The organism is Mesorhizobium sp. M1078 (assembly GCF_040318615.1).
Taxonomy (GTDB): domain Bacteria; phylum Pseudomonadota; class Alphaproteobacteria; order Rhizobiales; family Rhizobiaceae; genus Mesorhizobium.
Map to the genome: position 1 here is coordinate 195,929 of NZ_JAMYMP010000009.1, position 19,568 is coordinate 215,496.

General features: G+C 62.2%; 18 protein-coding genes. 11 read left to right on the plus strand and 7 right to left on the minus strand.

Annotation, left to right across the window (positions count from 1 at the left end; all coding sequences use genetic code 11):
• The first annotated feature begins 154 nt into the window (after positions 1-154).
• A complete protein-coding gene (locus NKH38_RS15170; RefSeq protein WP_352762576.1) occupies positions 155-1,558 on the plus strand; it encodes an FAD-binding oxidoreductase in 1,404 nt (467 codons plus the stop codon).
• Here the strand turns inward: NKH38_RS15170 and NKH38_RS15175 are convergent.
• Positions 1,555-1,965 (minus strand): TerC family protein, encoded by a 411-nt coding sequence (locus NKH38_RS15175; RefSeq protein WP_502905774.1) that lies wholly within the window; start codon positions 1,963-1,965, stop codon positions 1,555-1,557. The two genes, NKH38_RS15170 and NKH38_RS15175, sit on opposite strands and share 4 nt — an antisense overlap.
• On the opposite strand from NKH38_RS15175, the gene NKH38_RS15180 reads away from it, so the two are divergent.
• Positions 1,964-2,353 carry a hypothetical protein gene (locus NKH38_RS15180; RefSeq protein ID WP_023715786.1) on the plus strand — a complete coding sequence of 130 codons (390 nt, stop codon included), beginning with the start codon at positions 1,964-1,966 and terminating at the stop codon, positions 2,351-2,353. The genes NKH38_RS15175 and NKH38_RS15180 overlap by 2 nt on opposite strands.
• 54 nt (positions 2,354-2,407) lie before the next feature.
• On the opposite strand, the gene NKH38_RS15185 is transcribed toward NKH38_RS15180, so the two are convergent.
• Positions 2,408-3,277: an NmrA/HSCARG family protein gene (locus NKH38_RS15185; RefSeq protein WP_023715785.1), complete on the minus strand. Its 870-nt coding sequence runs from the start codon at positions 3,275-3,277 to the stop codon at positions 2,408-2,410.
• Positions 3,278-3,380: 103 nt separating this feature from the next.
• On the opposite strand from NKH38_RS15185, the gene NKH38_RS15190 reads away from it, so the two are divergent.
• From NKH38_RS15190 to NKH38_RS15205, 4 genes are all read left to right on the plus strand, one after another.
• Positions 3,381-4,271 carry a LysR family transcriptional regulator gene (locus NKH38_RS15190; protein WP_023734401.1) on the plus strand — a complete coding sequence of 297 codons (891 nt, stop codon included), beginning with the start codon at positions 3,381-3,383 and terminating at the stop codon, positions 4,269-4,271.
• 148 nt (positions 4,272-4,419) lie between these two features.
• Positions 4,420-4,788, plus strand: a complete 369-nt coding sequence (locus tag NKH38_RS15195; protein WP_023667471.1) for a GFA family protein — start codon at positions 4,420-4,422, stop codon at positions 4,786-4,788.
• Positions 4,789-4,938: 150 nt separating this feature from the next.
• Positions 4,939-5,589 carry a YiaD family glycine zipper/OmpA-like lipoprotein gene (locus NKH38_RS15200; protein ID WP_352761425.1) on the plus strand — a complete coding sequence of 217 codons (651 nt, stop codon included), beginning with the start codon at positions 4,939-4,941 and terminating at the stop codon, positions 5,587-5,589.
• 119 nt (positions 5,590-5,708) lie between these two features.
• Positions 5,709-6,434, plus strand: a complete 726-nt coding sequence (locus NKH38_RS15205; protein ID WP_502896597.1) for a hypothetical protein — start codon at positions 5,709-5,711, stop codon at positions 6,432-6,434.
• A gap of 237 nt (positions 6,435-6,671) precedes the next feature.
• On the opposite strand, the gene NKH38_RS15210 is transcribed toward NKH38_RS15205, so the two are convergent.
• Together NKH38_RS15210 and NKH38_RS15215 are read right to left on the minus strand one after the other, a co-directional pair.
• Positions 6,672-6,941: a DUF2798 domain-containing protein gene (locus NKH38_RS15210; protein WP_023729801.1), complete on the minus strand. Its 270-nt coding sequence runs from the start codon at positions 6,939-6,941 to the stop codon at positions 6,672-6,674.
• A gap of 47 nt (positions 6,942-6,988) precedes the next feature.
• Positions 6,989-7,873: an NmrA/HSCARG family protein gene (locus NKH38_RS15215; RefSeq protein ID WP_023741410.1), complete on the minus strand. Its 885-nt coding sequence runs from the start codon at positions 7,871-7,873 to the stop codon at positions 6,989-6,991.
• Between the two features lie 119 nt (positions 7,874-7,992).
• On the opposite strand from NKH38_RS15215, the gene NKH38_RS15220 reads away from it, so the two are divergent.
• Positions 7,993-8,886: a LysR family transcriptional regulator gene (locus NKH38_RS15220; RefSeq protein ID WP_023729800.1), complete on the plus strand. Its 894-nt coding sequence runs from the start codon at positions 7,993-7,995 to the stop codon at positions 8,884-8,886.
• A 167-nt stretch (positions 8,887-9,053) separates the two neighbouring features.
• Here the strand turns inward: NKH38_RS15220 and NKH38_RS15225 are convergent, their stop codons facing one another.
• From NKH38_RS15225 to NKH38_RS15235, 3 genes are all read right to left on the minus strand, one after another.
• Complete coding sequence (locus tag NKH38_RS15225) at positions 9,054-10,670, minus strand: DEAD/DEAH box helicase (protein ID WP_352761421.1); 1,617 nt, start codon at positions 10,668-10,670, stop codon at positions 9,054-9,056.
• A 192-nt stretch (positions 10,671-10,862) separates the two neighbouring features.
• The gene (locus NKH38_RS15230; RefSeq protein WP_023729798.1) at positions 10,863-11,630 is read right to left on the minus strand and encodes an NAD kinase; all 768 of its coding nucleotides are present in this window, start codon (positions 11,628-11,630) and stop codon (positions 10,863-10,865) included.
• Between the two features lie 445 nt (positions 11,631-12,075).
• Positions 12,076-15,051 carry a caspase family protein gene (locus NKH38_RS15235; protein WP_352761417.1) on the minus strand — a complete coding sequence of 992 codons (2,976 nt, stop codon included), beginning with the start codon at positions 15,049-15,051 and terminating at the stop codon, positions 12,076-12,078.
• Between the two features lie 285 nt (positions 15,052-15,336).
• On the opposite strand from NKH38_RS15235, the gene NKH38_RS15240 reads away from it, so the two are divergent.
• From NKH38_RS15240 to NKH38_RS15255, 4 genes are all read left to right on the plus strand, one after another.
• Complete coding sequence (locus tag NKH38_RS15240) at positions 15,337-16,371, plus strand: extracellular solute-binding protein (protein ID WP_023667462.1); 1,035 nt, start codon at positions 15,337-15,339, stop codon at positions 16,369-16,371.
• 97 nt (positions 16,372-16,468) lie between these two features.
• The gene (locus tag NKH38_RS15245) at positions 16,469-17,896 is read left to right on the plus strand and encodes an amidase (RefSeq protein ID WP_023729795.1); all 1,428 of its coding nucleotides are present in this window, start codon (positions 16,469-16,471) and stop codon (positions 17,894-17,896) included.
• A gap of 66 nt (positions 17,897-17,962) precedes the next feature.
• On the plus strand, positions 17,963-18,652 hold the full coding sequence (locus NKH38_RS15250) for a TetR/AcrR family transcriptional regulator (protein ID WP_023681477.1): 690 nt from the start codon (positions 17,963-17,965) through the stop codon (positions 18,650-18,652).
• 142 nt (positions 18,653-18,794) lie between these two features.
• The gene (locus NKH38_RS15255; protein ID WP_352761412.1) at positions 18,795-19,346 is read left to right on the plus strand and encodes a DUF2569 family protein; all 552 of its coding nucleotides are present in this window, start codon (positions 18,795-18,797) and stop codon (positions 19,344-19,346) included.
• The last annotated feature ends 222 nt before the right edge of the window (positions 19,347-19,568 follow it).

The following is a 19,568-nucleotide window of genomic DNA, read 5'->3' on the forward strand; positions in this document are numbered from 1 at the left end:
GCCCGCCACGCAACGGCAGACGAAATTTACAGGAAACGTCAGTGGGTTCAACGCGCAATGACAGATTATACCGTGCGTAAATTTGTTCAATTGACGCGAAAATTGTCGCGCATCAAAGTCTCGGTCACAAAGAGCGCTGAAAAGTCCAGGCACCATGACACAACAGATCGATCGGCTTCTTTCCCAGCTATATCGTCGGCTCGATGCCGCCGCGATTGTGATCGGCGATGCTATCGATCCGCGCTATGGCGACGACCTCTCCGGCAAGGGCGGCGGCCAGCCCGAACTGGTCTTGCGTCCGCGCAACGCCGCCGACGTCGCCGAAATCCTGCGCCTATGCAGTGGTATCGGCCAGAAGCTGGTCGTCCATGGCGGCCGCACCGGGCTGGCCGGCGGCGCGCGCGTGCAGCCGGGCGAAGCGGTGCTGTCGCTGGAGCGCATGACCGCGGTCGAAGCGCCCGACGGCGCCGCGGCAACCATCATCGCGGAAGCCGGCGCGCCGCTGCAAATGGTGCAGGAAGCGGCCGATGCGTCCGGCCTGATGTTCGGCGTCGATATCGGCGCGCGCGGCACGGCGACGGTCGGCGGCAACATCGCCACCAATGCTGGCGGCATTCGCGTGCTGCGCTACGGCATGTACCGCGCCCAGGTGCTGGGGCTGGAGGCCGTGCTTGCCGACGGCTCGATCCTGACTTCGTTGCGTGGCCTGGCCAAGGACAATTCGGGATACGATCTCAACCAGCTTTTCATTGGCAGCGAAGGCACGCTGGGCGTGGTTACTCGCGCCTGCCTGCGGCTGCATCCCAAGCCCGCCACCGAGGTTGCCGCCTTTTGCGCCCTTGGCTCGCTGGAGGCGGCGATTGCGTTGCTGGGGTTGCTCAAGCAGCGGCTCGGGCCCTTGCTTTCGGCCTATGAGGTAAACTTCTCGCCGCTCTACGGCGCCATGATTGCCGGCATGGCGGCGCCGGCGCCGCTGCCTGTCGGCGCGCCCGTCTATGTGCTGGCCGAGATCCAGGGCAGCCAGGCCGAGCCGGACGGCGAGCGTTTCGCTTCGGTGCTGATGCAGGCGGTCGAGGACGGCATCGTCGACGACGTGGTCGTCTCGCAGTCGCCACGCGAATTCCGTGCGCTATGGGATGTGCGCGAAGAGGCCAACCGATTCCTGTTTGCGATCGAGGGCATGCTCGGCGTCGACATTAGCATCCCGTTGGCGGCCATGGCGGATTTCCTGCGCAACGCCGAAGCCGCGATCCACGCCGTCGACAGCCGCGCCGAGATCTACGTCTTCGGCCATCTCGGCGACGGCAATCTGCACTATCAGGTCGACACCACGGAACCGGCGGCCGCCTATGAGATCATCTATCGCGGCGTGGCGGCATGCGGTGGCGCCGTCTCGGCCGAGCACGGCATCGGCCTCGACAAGAAGAAATGGCTGAACCTCGTGCGCAGCGACGCCGAGATATCGGCCATGCGCCGGCTGAAGGCGGCGTTCGATCCGCACAACATCCTCAATCCCGGGCGGATTTTCGATATCGTTCGATCGCCAGGAGGGATCTAGCTTGCAGCTGGCGAGAGCAGCGCGTGGAAGTCGACCGTTCTCATCTGCTCGATGCCGTCCAGAGTCATATTTCCCGCGACATAGACGATGATCGCCAGACCGAGCCAGCCGATCCAGCGATACCTGGCAAGCAGCGCCGCCACCAGCGTCGAGGCGACCGCCATCAGAACCACCGACAGGATGAGACCGAACACCAGCGCATTCATGTCGTGGGCGGCGGCGCCCGCCACGGCCAGCACATTGTCCAGCGACATCGAGACATCGGCGACGACGATCTGCAGGATCGCGGTGCGCAGCGCCTTGGCCGGCCGCGCCGTCGCAAGTGCTACGATCCGGCCACTGGGAAGACACGTTCCGGGAACGGGCAAGCGAAACGCTTGATGCTCGTTTGAAAGGAACGCTTCCATGTCTGCTGCCACTCTCCGATCGGCCAGAGCCGTTCAACCGGCTGGCCGACTCCTGTTTTCCTTGTTCGTCACCCCGATCTTTGCAATCGCGATGGCGGTGCTGACCGCACCCGCCTTCGCACATGACGCCAAGCCCACGGCGGCGAAGCCGCAAGGCTGGAGTTATCCCTTCGCCTGCTGTGCAAACTACGACTGCCGCACCACCCATACCGGCGAGGTGCTGGAAAAGCCGGAGGGTTATGTCATCGCCGGAACGGGGGAGGTCGTTCCGATGAGCGACAAGCGGGTCAAGGACTCACCCGACGGCGATTTCCACTGGTGCGCGCACCAGGCCGGCCTCGACGCAGGCAAGACGATCTGCCTGTTCGTGCCACCGCGTTCCTACTGAGTTCTGTTGGCAGTTCTCATCGGAAGGCCGGCCTTGGTGCTGAAGGCGCTTGCGTCAGACGGAAGCAGCGAGTGCTGAGGCGAAGTCGCGATACGGGCGCAGTGGGCGACCCAGAAGTGCCGTCAGGCGCTCGACGTCGCCGGCCTCGGGCAACATCCCGTCGGTGAAGAAACGCTCGCCCATCAGGCGCATGTCGTAGGCCATCCAGGCGGGCAGGAACTGCTTGAGATTTTGCTCAAAACCCTCCGTATTGTCGCCGCTGTAGCTGATCGGGCGGGCGAGTACGTCTGACCAGATTGCGGCAATGTCCGTCCCGGTCAGTGTCTGCGGACCGACGAGGTTGATCCTCTCGAACGCAAGCGGCTCCTTGGACCGTTCGCGACGCAGCAGCTCAAGAGCGGCGATCTCGGCGATATCGCGGGCATCGATCATGGCGAGACCCTTGGGGCCGATCGGCATTGGGTAGGTGCCGTAGCCGGTGATGACGTCTTCGACCGTCAGATCGTTCTGGATGAAGTAGGCCGGGCGCAAGATCGTAGCTTTGAAGTCCATCTGTTCGATCATTCGCTCGACGCCGAACTTGCCCGCGAAATGCGGCACGTTCACATAGACGTCAGCGTGGATCACCGAGAGATAGACGATCCGCTCGATGCCGGCCGATCGGGCGACATTCAAGGCGATCAAAGCCTGGGTGAATTCGTCCGGCACCACGGCGTTCAAGAGGAACAGCGTGGAAACGCCAGACATGGCTTTGCGCAGCGAATCGACATCGAGAAAGTCGCCTTGCACGACGGATACGCCTGCCGGAAAACTGGCTTTCGACGGATCGCGCACGAGAGCACGCACATCGGCGCCGCGCTTGGCGAGCTGTTCGACGACTTGGCGGCCGATATTGCCGGTGGCGCCGGTAACGAGAATGGTCATGGAATTTCTCCTGTTGGGTTGCTTGACAGCCCCAATATGTGTGGCTCACAAAGAGCCCAGTAGACGGCATTTTTAGACACGTCGTCTCGCTGGTGGGACAGTCATGGATCTTTTAGCCCTTACCGATTTTAACCTCGTGGCTCGCCATGGCGGCTTCGGCAAAGCGGCAAGGTCCACCGGCCGGCCCAAGGCAACGTTGTCCCGGCGCGTTGGCGAATTGGAAAGCAGTCTCGATCTGCGTCTGTTCGAACGGGGTGCGCGTAACCTGAAGCTGACCGAAGAAGGACGGGCGCTCTTCGAGCGGACGGGGGCGTTGCTTGCCGAGCTGGACGAGACGGCATCGGCGATTGCCTCGGGCGGTCAGAGACCCAAGGGCAGATTGCGGATCAGCGCGCCTTTGCATTTTTCGCAGACTGCAATGGGGAGGATCGCTGCGGGATTTGCCCTGAGGTATCCTGAGGTGAGGCTTGAAGTGACCACCGAAGACCGGCATGTCGACATGATCGAGGAAGGCTACGATCTGGTAATCCGGGTCAATCCGGATCCCGATGAAAGCCTAGTCGGACGGGCGTTTCTCCGCGACCGCCTGGTCGTCGTCGCGAGCCCGGACCTTCCTCGCCCGGCCGACGGGCTCGCCGCTCCTGGCGTTGCGCGCGGGACGGGCGAGCGGCAAACATGGCAGGTGAAGACACCAGGTGGCCGGGCAACACTTAGAATCGAGCCGGTCCTCGCCTTGTCGACGCTCATCATGGTCCGGGATGCGGTGCGAGCCGGCATCGGCGCAGGACGGCTTCCCATTTCGTTGGTGGCCCACGACCTGGCTGACGGCACACTGGTGAATTGGGGGGATATCGACGGCCCGGAGATCTCTCTATGGACGCTCTACCCGTCGCGGCGGCTGCTCAGCGCGCGCGTGTCGGCGTTCCTGGATTTTCTGAAACAGGCTTTCCCAAACGGGACGCCGGACGAACTGGCCGCCTATATCGGCAGGTGACGACGATTGGGAGGTGACGACGGGGCCTGCTTCAGCCAGATCGCCGCTCGGCTCGATCGACCGGAGCCTGCTGACAGACAGTTGTCAGGAGCCTTCCTTTATGGTGCCTTGCCGCATGGGTGGCGAGCAACGGAGAGGAAAGCTTTTCATGACCATCAAGGCCAGCTGTCATTGCAAGGCGACGACCTTCGAGGTCTCGCAGGCGCCCGAGACGGTAACACAATGCACCTGCTCGTTCTGCTCCAAGCGCGGTTCGCTGTGGGCTTACTACGTTCCGTCGCAATTCAAGCTCACCAGCTCGCCGGAAAACGTTTCCTTCTATCAATGGGGATCGAAGACCGTCAAACACGGGTTTTGCGCCATTTGCGGCTGCGGCACCTTCACCGAAACGCCGGACTGGTCGACCGGCAAACCGGACTTCGACAATCCCAAGATCTCAGTCAATTCGCGGCTGTTCGACGATTTCGATCTCGATAAGGTCGAGGTGGTCGTCATTGACGGCAAGAACCTCTGGTAGGCCAGCGCCAACCGCCGAAGCGGAAGAGTGGCGCGAGCGGGGAAAAGCCGCTTTCGCCGCTCGGTTTTTCGCCGCATTTCATGTTACAAGACCGGAGAAGGGCTTATATGCGCGAGCCGCAAAGGCCGCGCTTTGGAGAGGGACGATTCTATGAAAAAGACTGTGCTCGTCGCCGTTGCGACGGCTGTGCTGGTGAGTGCCTGCACCACGACCGATCCGTACACCGGCGAGCAGAAGGTTTCCAATACCGCTGCCGGCGCCGGCCTTGGCGCCCTGGCGGGTGCGGGCCTCGGCCTGCTTGCCGGCGGCAATGACCGCCGCAACGCGCTGATCGGCGCCGGTATCGGCGCGCTGGCCGGCGGCGCCATCGGCGCGACCATGGACCAGAACGAGGCTGAACTGCGCCGCCAACTCGAAGGCACCGGCGTCAGCGTCACCCGCACCGGCGACCAGATCATCCTCAACATGCCGTCCGACATTACTTTCAACGTCGACCAGGATGCGGTGAAGCCCAGCTTCTACCAGGTGCTGAACTCGGTTGCGCTGGTGCTGAAGAAGTTCAAGCAGACCACAGTCGACGTGTTCGGCCATACCGATTCGACCGGTGGCGACGAACACAATTTCGATCTGTCGCAGCGCCGCGCATTGGCGGTCGCCAACTATCTCTCAGGCCAAGGTGTCGATTCGCGCCGCTTCGCCGTCACCGGTTTCGGCAAGACCCGCCCGATCGCGTCCAATGGAACGGCGGCCGGCCGTGCGCAGAACCGGCGCGTCGAGATCCAGCTTTCGCCGCTGACCTGATCAGGTCGGCATCGAAATGCGAAGGCGGCCCCGCAAGGGGCCGCTTTCTTTTTGGGCTCCTGTGGTCCGCCAAAAGGTCTAACGCATTAGAGATTTCTAATAATCCCTTTCCGGAGGCCTTGGAAGGGATTAGCATTGGTGCGGTTCCAGAGGGGATGGGGCGGTACAAACGGCCGCGCAGTCACTTAGTCGGCCCCGGTCCTGCACGGCCTGATAAGGAAATCTGGGAGGAATGCATGACAAGAACAGCTCGTTTTGGGCGTTGCGGCGTCCTCATTTTGACAGGTCTGGTCTCTGCTTGGTGCGCAGCGGCCACGGCTCGAGCCGAGGACGCCAACAAAGCCGACATCGAAGCGTTGAAGAAATCGCTCGCCAAATATGAAGACTACACGGTCGCCGTCCGCGACCTTTATCTGTCGACTGTCGGGTGCGTCTATTACAGCGGGGACAGGATCGAGGGCGCAATGGACTATCCGAAGGGCGCTATGGGCATCCATTTCGTCAAGGTCCCGAGTGTCGGTCAGAAACTCGATCCGATGCGCCCCAATGTGCTCATCTACGAGCCGACCAAGAAAGGCTTGAGATTGGTTGGCGTGGAATGGCTGGTGCCCCTGACGCCAGAAACCAAGGAACCTCCAAAACTATTTGGCCAGACCTTCATGGGACCGATGGAAGGGCACTATCCGCTCATTCCGAGGGAGTTCGTCCACTACGACCTTCATGCCTGGCTGTTCAGAGACAATCCGAACGGCATGTTCAGTCCGACCAACCCGAACGTGAAATGCAGCAAGGCAGAGTTTCCGATGCTGGAAAAACCGACCAAGATGATGCCCGGCCCGATGTGACGGACGGGCCAGGATAGGAGCGTACCAAGAGTGCAAGCTGGCCGGCTGCATTTGAGAGCGCTCGGGATCAGGCTCGGACGACGATCGGCATGAGGGCCGGCGCGCATGAAGGCTGCCCGCTTGAAGACGGGTATCTGGTCGCGGAAGCCGACAATGGCGCTGCGAGCCGTCAGTCGAAGGTAAAAGCGGCCCGCAAGGGCCGTTTTTGTTTGGCATGTCGGACTCTGTAATCAAGGCCTACGAGGTCGGCTGATCGACAATTGCCGCAACGATACGGCGCACGATCGGCAAGACCAGCAGCAGACTTGGAAAGCCCACTAGCCATGATGCTCCCCATGCATACGGCCAGGTCGCCACGAAACCGGTTGTCCAGCCCGCATTGATCAGCGTCGCTACCGCGGAAACAATGCACGACATCAGGATGGAAAGTACGAATGGCATTACCAGCACATTGTAAGAGGCCGGTAGCTTCCTCGATTTCAAAACCTTGTGGGATGACGGTCGCATCAAATATCACCTTCTCGAAGAGTGGAAGTATGCGCGGCTGGGCGCAGTCAGGCGGCCTGCGCCATTTGCTGGGCAAGGTTTCGAATAAAGCCGCGCAACGAACGCGGTTCGCGGCCCAGGGCGGCGCGCAATGTCAGACTGTTCCCACCAAGGCCATAGTGGGCGTAGTGGGCGTATATTTTGGCCAGCACCTGCATTTGGCGCTCATTGTAGGGAAGGCGTGCCTCGGCCGCCCACTCGCCAAATGTCGGCTCACCAGAAGAGATGGGTCGGCCAAGTTCCTCACTCATCATCGCAACGATGTCTTCCCGGCTGTGCATGCCGTCAGCGCACAGATCGAGGGTCGCGTAGGACAATCGCGCTTCGGTTAGGGCGATCGCCGCCACCTCAGCGACATCGCGGTAGTCGACGCGGGCCAGCTTCGCCGTCTTTGGAAACGGTTCCGAGAAAACACCATGTTCAACGACGGACGGCCAGGCCGCTGCGAGGTTCTGCATGAAATTGGCAGGGTGCAGAATCGTATATTCCATCGTTGTCGAGTAGAGAGCAGCCTCGACAGGCACCTTGCTGGCATGGTTCTTCAGTCGCGTATTGGTAGGCTGGATCACCGACGAGAAGACGAACTTTCGAACTCCTGCTCGCGTGGCGGCCTCAACCATGGCAACGCCCATGGCTGCTTCATCGGGAGCAAAAGCCGGCCCAATGTGAAAGACGCCGTCGACGCCCTCGACCGCCCTTTCGAGGCTCTGACGATTTCGCAAATCTCCTGTCGCTACCTCGGATGCCCCCAGCTTCCGGGCCTTTTCGGCATTCGCAGGGTCGCGAACGAGCGCTCGAACATTGGCATTGCGGCGGACAAGTTCAGGCACGACAAGTCCCGCAACTCGGCCTGTGGCACCAACAACCAGAACAGTTGGATTGGCTACTTGCATGACGATTCCCTTCCATCAAGCCTGTCCTCGCGGGACAACTTGCAGAGAGGTACGACGTCGCACTTGTCGTTACAATTACCCGTTTTTGCGATATATTATGTCGAAGATCGGGAGAATACATGAGCCGGATGGACGATTTCGAGGCTTTCATCGCGATCGTCGAGCATGGAAGTCTGACGACGGCCGCACATCGGCTGAACCGCTCGCTGCAGTCGGTCAGCCGGTCCCTGGCGGTACTGGAGCAATCAGTCGGCGTCGAGTTGATCCACAGGACAACGCGTCGCTCGACACCGAGTGAAGTCGGAGCAGCCTTTTTCAACCGGATCAAACCCGCTGTCGACGAAATAAACGACGCAAAACTTCAGGCGATCAATCGACGATCGGAGCCGGCAGGCGTCCTGCGCATCGGGGCGCCGGTTCTGTTTGGCCCAAACGTCCTGATGCCTGTCATCGCGGAATACATGCGGACATATCCCCGGGTCGAGGTCGATCTTCAACTTTCCGATGGATTTGCCGATCTTGGCGCCGAAGGTCTCGACCTGGCAATACGCATCGGCGATTTGCCGGATTCCAACTTGAAAGCCAAACGCCTGGGGGCGTTGCGGCGCGTTGCGTTCGGCGCGCCTTCCTATTTCGCGCGGTGCGGCCGGCCGGCCCATCCCTTCCAGCTGAGTGAGCACAGTTGCATCATCAGAACCGCTAACGAGCGTCCAGGTGAATGGACGTTTCAGATCGACGGGAAACCCCGGACCGTGAAGGTCGCAGGCGCTTTTCGCTCCAATCTGATGACCTCGGTCTATGCCGCCGCAATCCACGGACTGGGTTTGGGCTTCTCGCCTCTGTGGCAGATAAGACATTTGGTCGACGACGGTCTCGTCGAACTGGTTTTGACGGAATTCGAGCCGGCACCGGTGCCGATCCATGCCTTGTGGCAGGAAGGCCGGTCATCTTCGGCCAAGGTTCGGGCATTTCTGGATTTATTGGCATCCCGCCTGGAACTGAAAAGCCTGTAGCATCGACGGGCTATTTAAGCCCTCCAGGCCGGAAGCGATCGGGTAGATCGAGCCTGTCTTGCGATTACCGCGCATGGCGCCGACTGATCCTGGAGCGGGCTCCAGATCTCACATCCCCGTCGCGTCCAGGCAAGCCGCGCGTCCTCGGGACGCCGCGGCTCATGGGATCAGACCTTGGCGACGATCTTCATGAAGGCCGGCATGTCGTCGCCGAAGCCGACGGTGCCGTCATTGTCTTCACCGCGGTTGTTGCCGCGGGCAGGGCGGCTGTTGCCGCTGGCGCGCTGCGGCCTTGTGTCGCCGCGTTCCGGGGCGCGGTTCTCGTTGTTGCGGTCGGAGACCTTGCGATCGCTGTTTTCGGAGCGGATCGCTTCCTTGCGCTGATGCCGTTCGCCGATGTCGGCGACCGCGGCCTCGGCTACCATCGGCTGTTCCTCGCGTGCGGTATCTGCCGCCGTCGCGTCGTCGCTGCGCTTGGCATGGCGTTCGCGCGGCTTGCGCTCGCCACCGTCCTTGCGATCATGGGGCTTGCGGTCCTCGTCCTTGCGGCCGGCGCGGCGCGGAGCGCCACGGCCACGGCGGGGCGCTTCGTCCTCGCCGCCTTCGCTGGCGACCACGGTCGACAGGTCGCCGTCATGCCACTCGATGTTGTTGCCGATCAGCCGCTCGATGGCGTCGATGTATTTGGTGTCGGACTTGGTGGCGATGGTGAAGGATTTGCCCGAGCGTCCGGCGCGGCCGGTGCGGCCGATGCGGTGGACATAGTCTTCGGCGTGGATCGGCACGTCGTAGTTGAAGACGTGGCTGACGTCGGGAATGTCGAGGCCGCGCGCGGCGACGTCGGACGCCACGAGATAGCGCAATTTGCCATCGCGGAAATTGGCCAGCATCTGCATGCGGGCGCGCTGGTCCATGTCGCCATGCAGGGCGCCGGCGTCGAAGTCATACTTCAACAGCGAGCGGAACAGCTCCGCGACCTCGACCTTGCGGTTGCAGAAAATGATAGCGTTCTTCAGCTCGGCGTCTTCGGCCTTTATCAGATTGCGTAGCGTCTCGCGCTTGTCCCACGGCTTGGAGCCGGACTTGACCAGGCGCTGGATGATGTTGGTGGCAGCGGATGCCGCCTTGGACACCTCGACGCGCACCGGCGCATGCAGGAATTTCTCGGTGAGCTTGGTGATCTCCGGCGGCATGGTCGCTGAGAAGAACAGCGTCTGCCTGGTGAACGGGATCATCTCGCAGATGCGCTCGATGTCGGGGATGAAGCCCATGTCCAGCATGCGGTCGGCCTCGTCGATGACGAGGATCTCGACGCCGTTGAGCAACAGCTTGCCGCGCTCGCGGTGATCGAGCAGACGGCCGGGCGTGGCGATCAGCACGTCGGCGCCGCGCTCCAGCTTCTTGTCCTGCTCGTCGAAGGAGACGCCGCCGATCAGCAGCGCGATGTTGAGCTTGTGGTTCTTGCCGTATCTGATGAAATTCTCTTCGACCTGCGCGGCGAGCTCGCGCGTCGGCTCGAGGATCAGCGTGCGCGGCATGCGGGCACGGGCCCTGCCTTTTTCGAGGCGGGTCAGCATCGGCAGCACGAAGGAAGCCGTCTTGCCGGTGCCGGTCTGTGCTATGCCCAGAATATCCTTGCCGAGCAAGGCATGCGGGATGGCGCCAGCCTGGATCGGCGTCGGCACGGTGTAGCCCGCATCGGTGACTGCGGAAAGGACCTTGGGCGACAGGCCGAGGTCTGAAAAGGTCAACGCTTCTAGAGCGGTCGTGGTGTCTGAGGACAAGAGTTGCTGTCTTTGGCTGGTTCGGGGAAGCGCAACGGCATCCGTCGCGGCAAGCACAGCGTGCCTGCAAGATTGGTATTGCGATTAGGCGCAAGCCCGCGATTTGTCAACAGAAACGGGCGGGATTGGCACGATTGTGAAAACGTAAGCTTAATCGCGATGCTTAATTAGGTAGTCACTCTTTGCGCCGGCTCAATAGCGAAACTGCTCGGCGAGAATGCGTTCGTTCCACGAATGGTTGGGATCAAACAGCAGCGTTGCCGTCGCAGTCGGCGATTCGCGGACCGTTACGGAAGCCACCGCCTTGACCTCGGTGTGGTCGGCGGCGGTGTTCACCGGGCGCTTTTCCGACTCCAGAATATCGAAGCGTACGGTCGCCTTGTTTGACAACAAGGCACCCCGCCAACGGCGCGGCCGGAACGGGCTGACCGGGGTCAGCGCGAGCAACGGCGCATCCAGCGGCAGGATCGGCCCGTGCGCCGAAAGATTGTACGCGGTGGAGCCGGCCGGCGTCGCGATCATCACGCCGTCGCAGTTCAGTTCCTCGATGCGGACCTGGTCGTCGACGGTGATGCGGATCTTTGCCGTCTGGTAGGACTGACGCCACAGCGCCACCTCGTTGATGGCGAGTGCCGAAACCGTCTCGCCCTCATGCGTCAACGCCAGCATTTCCAGCGGGCGGATCGTTTCGGCGACGGCGGCCGCGATGCGCTCGGTGAGGCCCCCGACGCGGTACTCGTTCATCAGGAAGCCGATGGTGCCACGGTTCATGCCGTAGACCTTCTTTCCCGTGCTCATCGTGTCGCGCAAGGTCTGCAGCAGGAAGCCGTCGCCACCCAGCGCCACCACCACCTGGGCGTCGTCGAAGGATGCCTGGCCATAGCGGGCCGACAGGCTCTCCATCGCCGCCTTGGCATCGGCAGTGTCGGAGGAGACGAAGGCGAGATTGGCTTTGCTCATGACATTCCGATGGCGGTCGGCCGATGGCGGTCGGCGGCGGTTGCGTGGGGTAGCATGGGCAAGCGCATCTGCAAAGGGAGGCATCGTCCGGCGCAGTTGCGGCCGCGGCGAAACGAAATCGGCGGCTCGCGCTTCATGTCGCCGGAACGGCGAATGTGATGGTTAAGAGCGAGCTTAAACACTCGTAAAGCCTGATCGATCATGTTAGCCGACAGAGGATGGGTGGCTGGGGGGCTAGCCAGTCGAGACCTGTCTATTGCCGGTGACACGCCTGATTATCGTCTTCCGTGTGATGGGAAGTTTCGCCCTTCTCTTTGCGGAGCTTGTGCGGCAGTCCGAAGACATGAGCTCCAGGCCGATGGCCTCACGCTGCGGCGACGCCGGCGTGCCATGCCCGCAAAACGCGTTGTAGGCTGAAGCCAATCTGCCAACGACGATCCGTCGCCTACTGCGCGACAATCCTCAGATTGGCGTTGCCGTAGAATGTGTAGGCGAGATAGGTCGGATCGCCGGTCTGGTAGAATTCTCTGCGGACATCCTGCAGGATCTCGGCCAGATAGACCGGCCCGTCCTTGATCCGCGTGCTGATGCCGCCATAGAAATCGGTCGAGAAGGCCGCTGCCGCGCGGTCGGTCAGTGGCCACATGCCGCCGATGAAGCCGGAAGCGCCGCCCGCCAGCACTGCCGGACCCCAGCCCTGCACGAAGCCGCCGAGCATCTGCGAACGGCCGGTGTCGCAGGCGTTGAAGAAGTAGAACGGATTGCCCTTGCCATGCGCGGTCGCGACCAGCGCGGCCCATGTATCGGGGTCGAGCGACTGATCGACGAGATCGATGGCAAAGACCGGCCGGCCGCTGCTCGGCTGGTTGACCTCGCCATGGCCGGAGAAATGAATGAAACCGGTCGAGACTTCGCCGACCAGTTTCTCGAAAGAGATGAAATCGCCATCGAAGCGGCGGTAGCCGGCAAGCTTGCTCAGTGCCGCGATCTCGTCCTGCTGAAAGCGCAGCGAGCGCTTGTCGACATAGGAGGGCGCGACGGCCGCGACGCCGGTGAAGGTCATGCGGTCGAGCGGGTTGTCGACCTGTGAGGCACTGCTGCGCGGAGCCCAGCGGGCCAGCCGGTAGCCCATGCCGAGAAAACCGTCGGCTATAGCGCCGTCGACGCTGCGCGGGCGGATCAATTCCCAGGGCAGCGTCGGGCTGTTCGAGGTGATCTGGATCGAATGGAGTTCGCCTTTGCCGCGCAGCGACCAGAACACGTCCTTGAACGGTTTCGGCACATAGTCGCGGTAGAGCGCATCGCCAAAACCTTCGGCGGCGAGCGTGACAAAGCGCTTTTGCGCCCCCGTATCGCTGCTTGCGGCAGGCTGCTGCAGCGAAACGGCGCCGCGCAGGCTCAATCCGAGCTGCAGCAGGCGGCGGTATTCGGAGTCCAGCCATGCCGCCATCTCAGGTGGCGTCGAGAACGTATCGGTCACCGGACCGGCCAGATGCGGCGAATGGATGATGATCTGCCCCGAACCCAGCCCGCTCGGATCGTCATAGAGGATGGTCACGTCGAGATCGGGGACGTCATCGCCGGCTGCGCCGCCGAGCGTCACATTGCCAGTTACCGCCGGCTGCGGCGCCGCTGCGGCCAGCATCAGCATGGCAGGTGCTGCGGAGCGTTCGGCTGTGGCGCTCAGAGCGGCTGCCTCGACAGGCGCGGTGCGGCGAATGATAACCGACCGCGATGCCGATCCCAGGAACCTCCCGGCGCTGTAGATGCGCGCGATGAACTGGGCCGGCTTGCTGTCCTTGGCGATCGGCCGCGCCTTGACGTCGAAGCGGACGAAGTCGCTGTCGCCCTGGCGGTAGAGCGTCGTCCGTCGGCTCCATTTGCCGCCGTCAGCGAGATCGAAGCCGGAGGCGAACAGATCGATATCGATCGGCCATTGCTCGGTTCCCGCCGGCATCGCCATGGCCAGGGCGCCATCTTCCGTCACCGACGAGCCCGGCGCTGCCTTCACCTTCACTTCGGGCGTGAATTGCTCTTCGGTAAGGGCGATCGAAACGGTCACCGTCTCGCCGGCGACAATCTCATCCGGCGCATCGATGGTTGGATGGCGCACCACCTCGACAGCGCCCGTCTCGGGTTGTGGAAGGGCGCCGCCGGAAGGAGGGCTTTGCGCCTGGTCGATGGGCGGCGGCGCTGGTTTCGGTGGCGCCTGCGCCTCCGGCGGACTTTCGGCGCCGGTCGCGGGTGGCGGGGCCGATGTCATGCCGTCCTCAGGGGGGATCCCTGCCTTATCGGGGGGCGGTTCGGCGCCGGTGGCTCCGCCATCCTGCGGATAGGTCCCGCCGAGATTGTTCTGGGCAGCGGCCGCAGCTGCGTCTTCAAGACGTTGCTTTTCCTCTTCGTATCGTTGCCGAGCCTGCTCTTCCTGCAATTGGCGCTGCTGTTCCTGGCGTTTGTATTCCTCGTAGAGCGCCGCCTGCTTGGCGCTGTCGCCCATCGCGGCATCGGGACTGCCGGAGCCCGGGGCAACGTCCATGGGGTAGGGCTCCTGACCGCTGCCATCGGCGTAGTCGCTGCCATCAGGCTCCCAACCGCCACTCCCGGAGATGTAGCCGCCGCTCGCCATCGCCGGCGGTGCCGGTTCCGGTACAAGCGGCAGCGCCGGTGACGCGCCGGCCACCTGGTCCGGCGTCAGCACAAAGGCAGCGTCTGCCGAGCGGCCATATGCCATCCATGGCCACTGGGCGCCTGACGTTTTGTCGATAGTGGTTTGCCTGACCGAGGCGAGGATGATGGCTATGTCCGCGCCGCGCTTGACCAGCGCAGCGGTGAGCGCATCGGCAAATACGGTGACGGGGCGGGCTTCGTCCAGTGCAACGGTTCCGGGTTTGGCCGACAGAGCGACGATGGCGTGGGTGAGGGGATCGACCGCCGCCAGACCCTGCATCACGCCGGAAGTAGGGTTGTGGCCATCGCCGGGATTGTCGAGCAGAACCACCTTCAATGTCGGGGTTGCCTCGAGCGCCTGCATGAACAGATCGAGGGGCAATGCCGTCTGGTCGACCGTTTCCTTTGAATCGATCCGGGTGCCGCGCGTCAGTAAATAGTTCCTGCCGTTGGCCTGCGCGGTGTGGCCGACATAGTAGAAGATGCCGACGGAGTCCGGATTGGCCAGGGATTGGGCGAAATCATGCATGGCGCGCGCGACATCGGCGCGGTCGCCATCCGACACCTGCCGGACGGTGAAGCCAAGCGATCGTAGTGTCGCTGCAACGAGTTCGGCACTGAGGTCGGCGTTGGCGATTGCCGGTGAGCCCTCAGAGGCCGGATTGGCGACAACCAGCGCTATCCGCTCTTCGCCGCGCGCAGCGGAGAAGAGCGCCATGGTCATCAGCAGCACGACCGCCAGAAAAAGGCGCATGACCGTGATCCAAGCCCTGCAGGCTGCGGCGCTCACGCCACGGCTTGCCCCAATTCATCAATGGCCCAACCTTGACCATATCATGTCGGCTTCGCCGGCGCACTGCCGGTGCCGATGATGCAGTTGTGTCGCTAAAAGATATTGACTGTATGTTTAGTAATTAATACCGTTGCCCGAGATACCGAGTTGGTCAGCCGGCATTCGCCGGTGAATGATCACCAGGACGAAGGGAACTTAGGGACTCGAGGCGCAATCCCGCCGGTCCCAACAATGGGAGACACAAGCATGCAGTTGAAATCGACCGCCACGGCGCTCGGCCTGTCGCTGCTGGCGATGACCGGCATTGCCCGCGCCGAGGGCGAACTCCAAATCTACAATTGGGGCAACTACACCAGCCCGGACCTGATCAAGAAGTTCGAGGAAAGCTACAAGGTCAAGGTTACCGTCACCGACTACGACTCCAACGATACGGCTCTGGCCAAGGTCCGCCAGGGCGCTTCCGGCTATGACATCGTCGTTCCATCGGCCAGCGTGATGCCGATCTGGATCAGCGAAGGCCTGCTCTTGGAAACCGATCCCAACACGATGGAGAACTTTAGAAACGTCGATCCGAGATGGGTCGACGTGCCGTTCGACCCCGGCCGCAAATATTCGGTGCCGTGGCAATGGGGCACGACCGGCATCTCGGTCAACAAATCGGTCTATGCGGGCGATCCGAACACCTCGGCGATTTTCCTCGATCCGCCGCCGGAACTCGTGGGCAAGATCAATGTCGTGCCCGAAATGGGAGACATCATGTTCCTCGCCATTGCCTATGAGGGCGGTAAGTACTGCACCGACGACAAGGTGCTTTTGAAGAAGGTGCATGACAAGCTCATCGAGGCGAAAGCGAAATGGCTGTCGCTCGACTATGCGGCCGTCGACGGTCTCGGCAGGGGCGACATTGCCGCCGGCGTCAACTGGAACGGCATATCGCTGCGCGAGCGGCTGGAGAACGACAAGATCGTCTACGGCTATCCCAAGGAGGGCTTTCCAATCTGGATGGACAATGTCGCGGTGCTCAAGGATGCCAAGAACGTCGAGAACGCCAAGCTCTTCCAGAATTTCATCATGGACCCCAGGAATGCAGCGATGATCTCGGCCTTCGCGCACTACGCCAATGGCATCAAGGGCTCCGAGCCCTTCCTGCCGGCCGATATGAAGGGCGCGCCCGAAGTGGATGTTCCGGCCGAATTTGCCGACAAGGGCCAATTCATGTCGGCCTGTCCCGCAGACGTCCAGGCGCTCTACACCAGGATCTGGACCGATCTGCAGAAATAGCAGCGCCGCCGGCCGAAGCTGACTAACATCGGGCCGCGCATCGCGGCTCGGCCATCCCCAATGCCAGATGCCGTAAAGCCGCCGCGGGAGATTTTTTATGTCCGATCTCGACCTTTGCTACATGCCGGCCAGCGAGGCGTTGCGGCTGTTCAAGGCGAAGAAACTGTCGCCTCTGGAACTGATGCAGGCCACCATCCGCCGCGCCGAGGCAACCAAGGCGACGATCAACTGCCTCACCTTCACGCATTTCGACGAGGCGATGGATCTCGCCGGAAAAGCCGAGGCGAAATACGCCAGAGGCGCCAGGACCGGCGCGCTCGAGGGCCTGCCGATCGGCATCAAGGATGAGAGCTACATCAAGGGCAAGCCGACCTCGCATGGCTCGCTGCTGTCGAAGGATGCCATTGGCGGCCATACCTCGACGATGAACGAGCGTGTCATGAAGGCGGGTGGTATCGTGCACGCCCGCACCGCGACGCCCGAATTCAGCTGCGCCGGCTATACCTGGTCGAAGCGCTGGGGCGTCACGCGCAACCCCTGGAACCCGGATTTCACGCCGGGCGGTTCGTCGGGCGGTTCGGCGGCAACGCTGGCCTCCGGCACGTCGTCGATCGCAACCGGCTCGGACATAGCGGGCTCAATCCGCATCCCTGCCTCGGCCTGCGGCCTGGTCGGCTTCAAGCCGCCTTACGGCCGCAATCCCGATGAGCCGCCGTTCAATCTCGATTTCTACTGCCACACCGGGCCCTTGGCCCGAAACGTCGGGGATGCGATCCTGCTGCAGAACGTCATGGCCGGGCCGAGCCCGCTCGACATCGCCACGCTGCGCCCGAAACTGCGCCTGCCGCTCGACTACAAGCCGATCAAGGGTTGGAAGATCGCATTCTCCATGGATCTCGGGTCCTTCGAGGTGGATGCGGACGTGCGCAAGAACACGCTCGCTGCCTGCGATGTGTTCCGCTCGCTCGGCGCCACCGTCGAGGAGGTGGACCTCGGCTGGGGCGACGAGGTGCTCAAGGCCGGCATGGCCTATCTCGAACATCTCTTCGGCGCCTCGCTGTCGCCGCTGCTCGCCAAGCACGGCAAGGACATGACCAGCTATGCCAGGCAGTTTGCGCAGGACGGCCAGAAGTCGAAGGCCACGGACTTTGTCGCAACTTTGGACGTGGCGGCCAGGATGTACCAGACGCTGGGGCCGTTGCTGGAAAAATACGATGTGCTGATCTGCCCGACCAATGCGCTTCCCGCAGTGCCGGCGGAATTCGATCAGACCAAAGGCAAGGTCGAGATCAATGGACGAGAGGTGAACCCGTCGCTGGGCTGGGTGATGACGACGCCGTTCAACATGCTGAGCCGCTGCCCGGTTCTGTCGATCCCGTCGGGCCGCGCCGCCAACGGCGTGCCGACAGGCATCCAGATTGTCGGCCGCACCTATAGCGACGCTGACGTGTTCCGGGCGGGTATGGCCTATGAGACGGCTCGTGGTCAGTGGTACACGAATGCCGGGACACGCCCGGCGCTGTGAGTCCGCAGGGCGCCGGCATGCCAAGGCAGCGGCGGGATGTTTCGGCTGCCGGGGAAAGGCCTGACAATGGCGCAACGCATAGCCACTCCGGATGCGGGAAAAAGCAAGGCGGCCAAGGGTGCGGCGAACGACGCCGCGCCCAAGGACCGCCGGCGCGAGCGCGGCGAAGCGAGCGTCCAGCGCATCATCGACGCCACCATCGAGCTCATCGCGGAGGAGGGGCTGGCCAGCGTCACCATGCAGCGCATTGCCGGGCATGTCGGCTCGTCCAACGCACTGGTGGTCTTTCATTTTCGCAGCAAGGAGAACCTGTTCCGGGCCGTCCTGCAATATCTCAGCGACCAATATGACGCGCTGTGGCTGACGCTGGTGCGGGCGCCCGGCCTGTCGCCGGTCGAGCGGGTCTTGGGCGCGGTCGATTGCGCGCAACGCTTTGCCCGCCAGCATCCGAATTGGGTGTCGGTCTTCGTCGTGTTCTCCAGCGACCGCAAGAGCATGCAGCTCTACAACGAGATAGGCCTGCCCAGCGATCTCGCCTACACGGCCGAAGCGCGCGAACTGCTGATCGAGATTTCGCGCAGCGGCGGTTACACCGGCGTCGACATAGACACGCTGTCGGAGAGCCTGAATTATCTGGTTCACGGCGCCTGGTATTGGGACCATCTCAACCCGTCCAGCCGCGACACCGACGTGCTGCGCAAGACCATGCTGCTCCTGCTGCACCAGGCCTTTCCGCGGCATTTTGACTTGGGGTGAGATGCGGCCATTGCGAGCGACGAAAGCGTCCTCTGCAAACCTAAACCCGAAAATCTCTACGATGCCTTGATCTCTGTAAAAACGCTTGCACAATCCAGAGGTGCGAGCTAAACAACCCAGGGATGCATTCGAGGGTGGGTAAATGTGGCATTGGGCGATACTTCTGTTGCTGATTGGCGTGCCGGTTTTCTTCGCCGTCCGGTCGTCGCGCAAATCCTCACAGAGCCCAGATGACCTCGTGGGGTTCGGCGGCTGGCTGATCCTGATGGCGATCAGCCTGTCCCTTTCGCCGTTGCGCACACTTGTCGATATGGCCAGTCTGGTCAAAACCTACCAACAGCTTGTTACAGTGCCCAACGGGGCCTTGGCCATCTATGGCGAGGCAGCCCTCAATCTGGCATTTCTGGTGCTTCAGCTGGTCGTGGTTGTTTCGATGCTGCGGCGAAGCCACCGCTTCCCGCAGCTGTTCATATGTCTGTGGTTTGCGATCCCTCTCTTGTTCATACTGGACGCAGTTTGGATATCGATTGTACTTGGTGTCCCGGTAAACCGTTTGCTTGCCGGAGGGGCTCTGGTTACACCTTTGGCATCCTTCATAGTCACAGGGATCTGGGCCGCCTATGTATACAGGTCGGTCAGGGTGAGAAACACGTTCGGCGATACGGCGGCCATACAGGCCGCGACATTTTCCTAGAAGGTCCGACGGCTACGAGTTGGCCTGATGTCGTGCTGCCAGCTCCGCCGAATAGAACCGTCGGCAGTCCTCCTTCTTCTAACGAGCTTTGGGTGGCCTGCCACCCGAAGCTCGAAGAGTGCCCTTCCCGAGAGATGGGTGACAGTTCATTCCGGAGACATGGGTTACACTTTCGGCCCTTTGCAAGGAGAGCAAGGTGCCTTGGAAGGAGTGTAACGTCAT

Excerpts from the sequence above, each read along its gene's own strand:
- NKH38_RS15170 (WP_352762576.1), top strand. The coding sequence starts at position 155 with ATGACACAACAGATCGATCGGCTTCTTTCCCAGCTATATCGTCGGCTC.
- NKH38_RS15180 (WP_023715786.1), top strand. The coding sequence starts at position 1,964 with ATGTCTGCTGCCACTCTCCGATCGGCCAGAGCCGTTCAACCGGCTGGC.
- NKH38_RS15175 (WP_502905774.1), bottom strand. The coding sequence starts at position 1,965 with ATGGAAGCGTTCCTTTCAAACGAGCATCAAGCGTTTCGCTTGCCCGTT.
- NKH38_RS15185 (WP_023715785.1), bottom strand. The coding sequence starts at position 3,277 with ATGACCATTCTCGTTACCGGCGCCACCGGCAATATCGGCCGCCAAGTC.
- NKH38_RS15190 (WP_023734401.1), top strand. The coding sequence starts at position 3,381 with ATGGATCTTTTAGCCCTTACCGATTTTAACCTCGTGGCTCGCCATGGC.
- NKH38_RS15195 (WP_023667471.1), top strand. The coding sequence starts at position 4,420 with ATGACCATCAAGGCCAGCTGTCATTGCAAGGCGACGACCTTCGAGGTC.
- NKH38_RS15200 (WP_352761425.1), top strand. The coding sequence starts at position 4,939 with ATGAAAAAGACTGTGCTCGTCGCCGTTGCGACGGCTGTGCTGGTGAGT.
- NKH38_RS15210 (WP_023729801.1), bottom strand. The coding sequence starts at position 6,941 with ATGCGACCGTCATCCCACAAGGTTTTGAAATCGAGGAAGCTACCGGCC.
- NKH38_RS15215 (WP_023741410.1), bottom strand. The coding sequence starts at position 7,873 with ATGCAAGTAGCCAATCCAACTGTTCTGGTTGTTGGTGCCACAGGCCGA.
- NKH38_RS15220 (WP_023729800.1), top strand. The coding sequence starts at position 7,993 with ATGAGCCGGATGGACGATTTCGAGGCTTTCATCGCGATCGTCGAGCAT.
- NKH38_RS15230 (WP_023729798.1), bottom strand. The coding sequence starts at position 11,630 with ATGAGCAAAGCCAATCTCGCCTTCGTCTCCTCCGACACTGCCGATGCC.
- NKH38_RS15235 (WP_352761417.1), bottom strand. The coding sequence starts at position 15,051 with ATGCGCCTTTTTCTGGCGGTCGTGCTGCTGATGACCATGGCGCTCTTC.
- NKH38_RS15240 (WP_023667462.1), top strand. The coding sequence starts at position 15,337 with ATGCAGTTGAAATCGACCGCCACGGCGCTCGGCCTGTCGCTGCTGGCG.
- NKH38_RS15245 (WP_023729795.1), top strand. The coding sequence starts at position 16,469 with ATGTCCGATCTCGACCTTTGCTACATGCCGGCCAGCGAGGCGTTGCGG.
- NKH38_RS15250 (WP_023681477.1), top strand. The coding sequence starts at position 17,963 with ATGGCGCAACGCATAGCCACTCCGGATGCGGGAAAAAGCAAGGCGGCC.
- NKH38_RS15255 (WP_352761412.1), top strand. The coding sequence starts at position 18,795 with ATGTGGCATTGGGCGATACTTCTGTTGCTGATTGGCGTGCCGGTTTTC.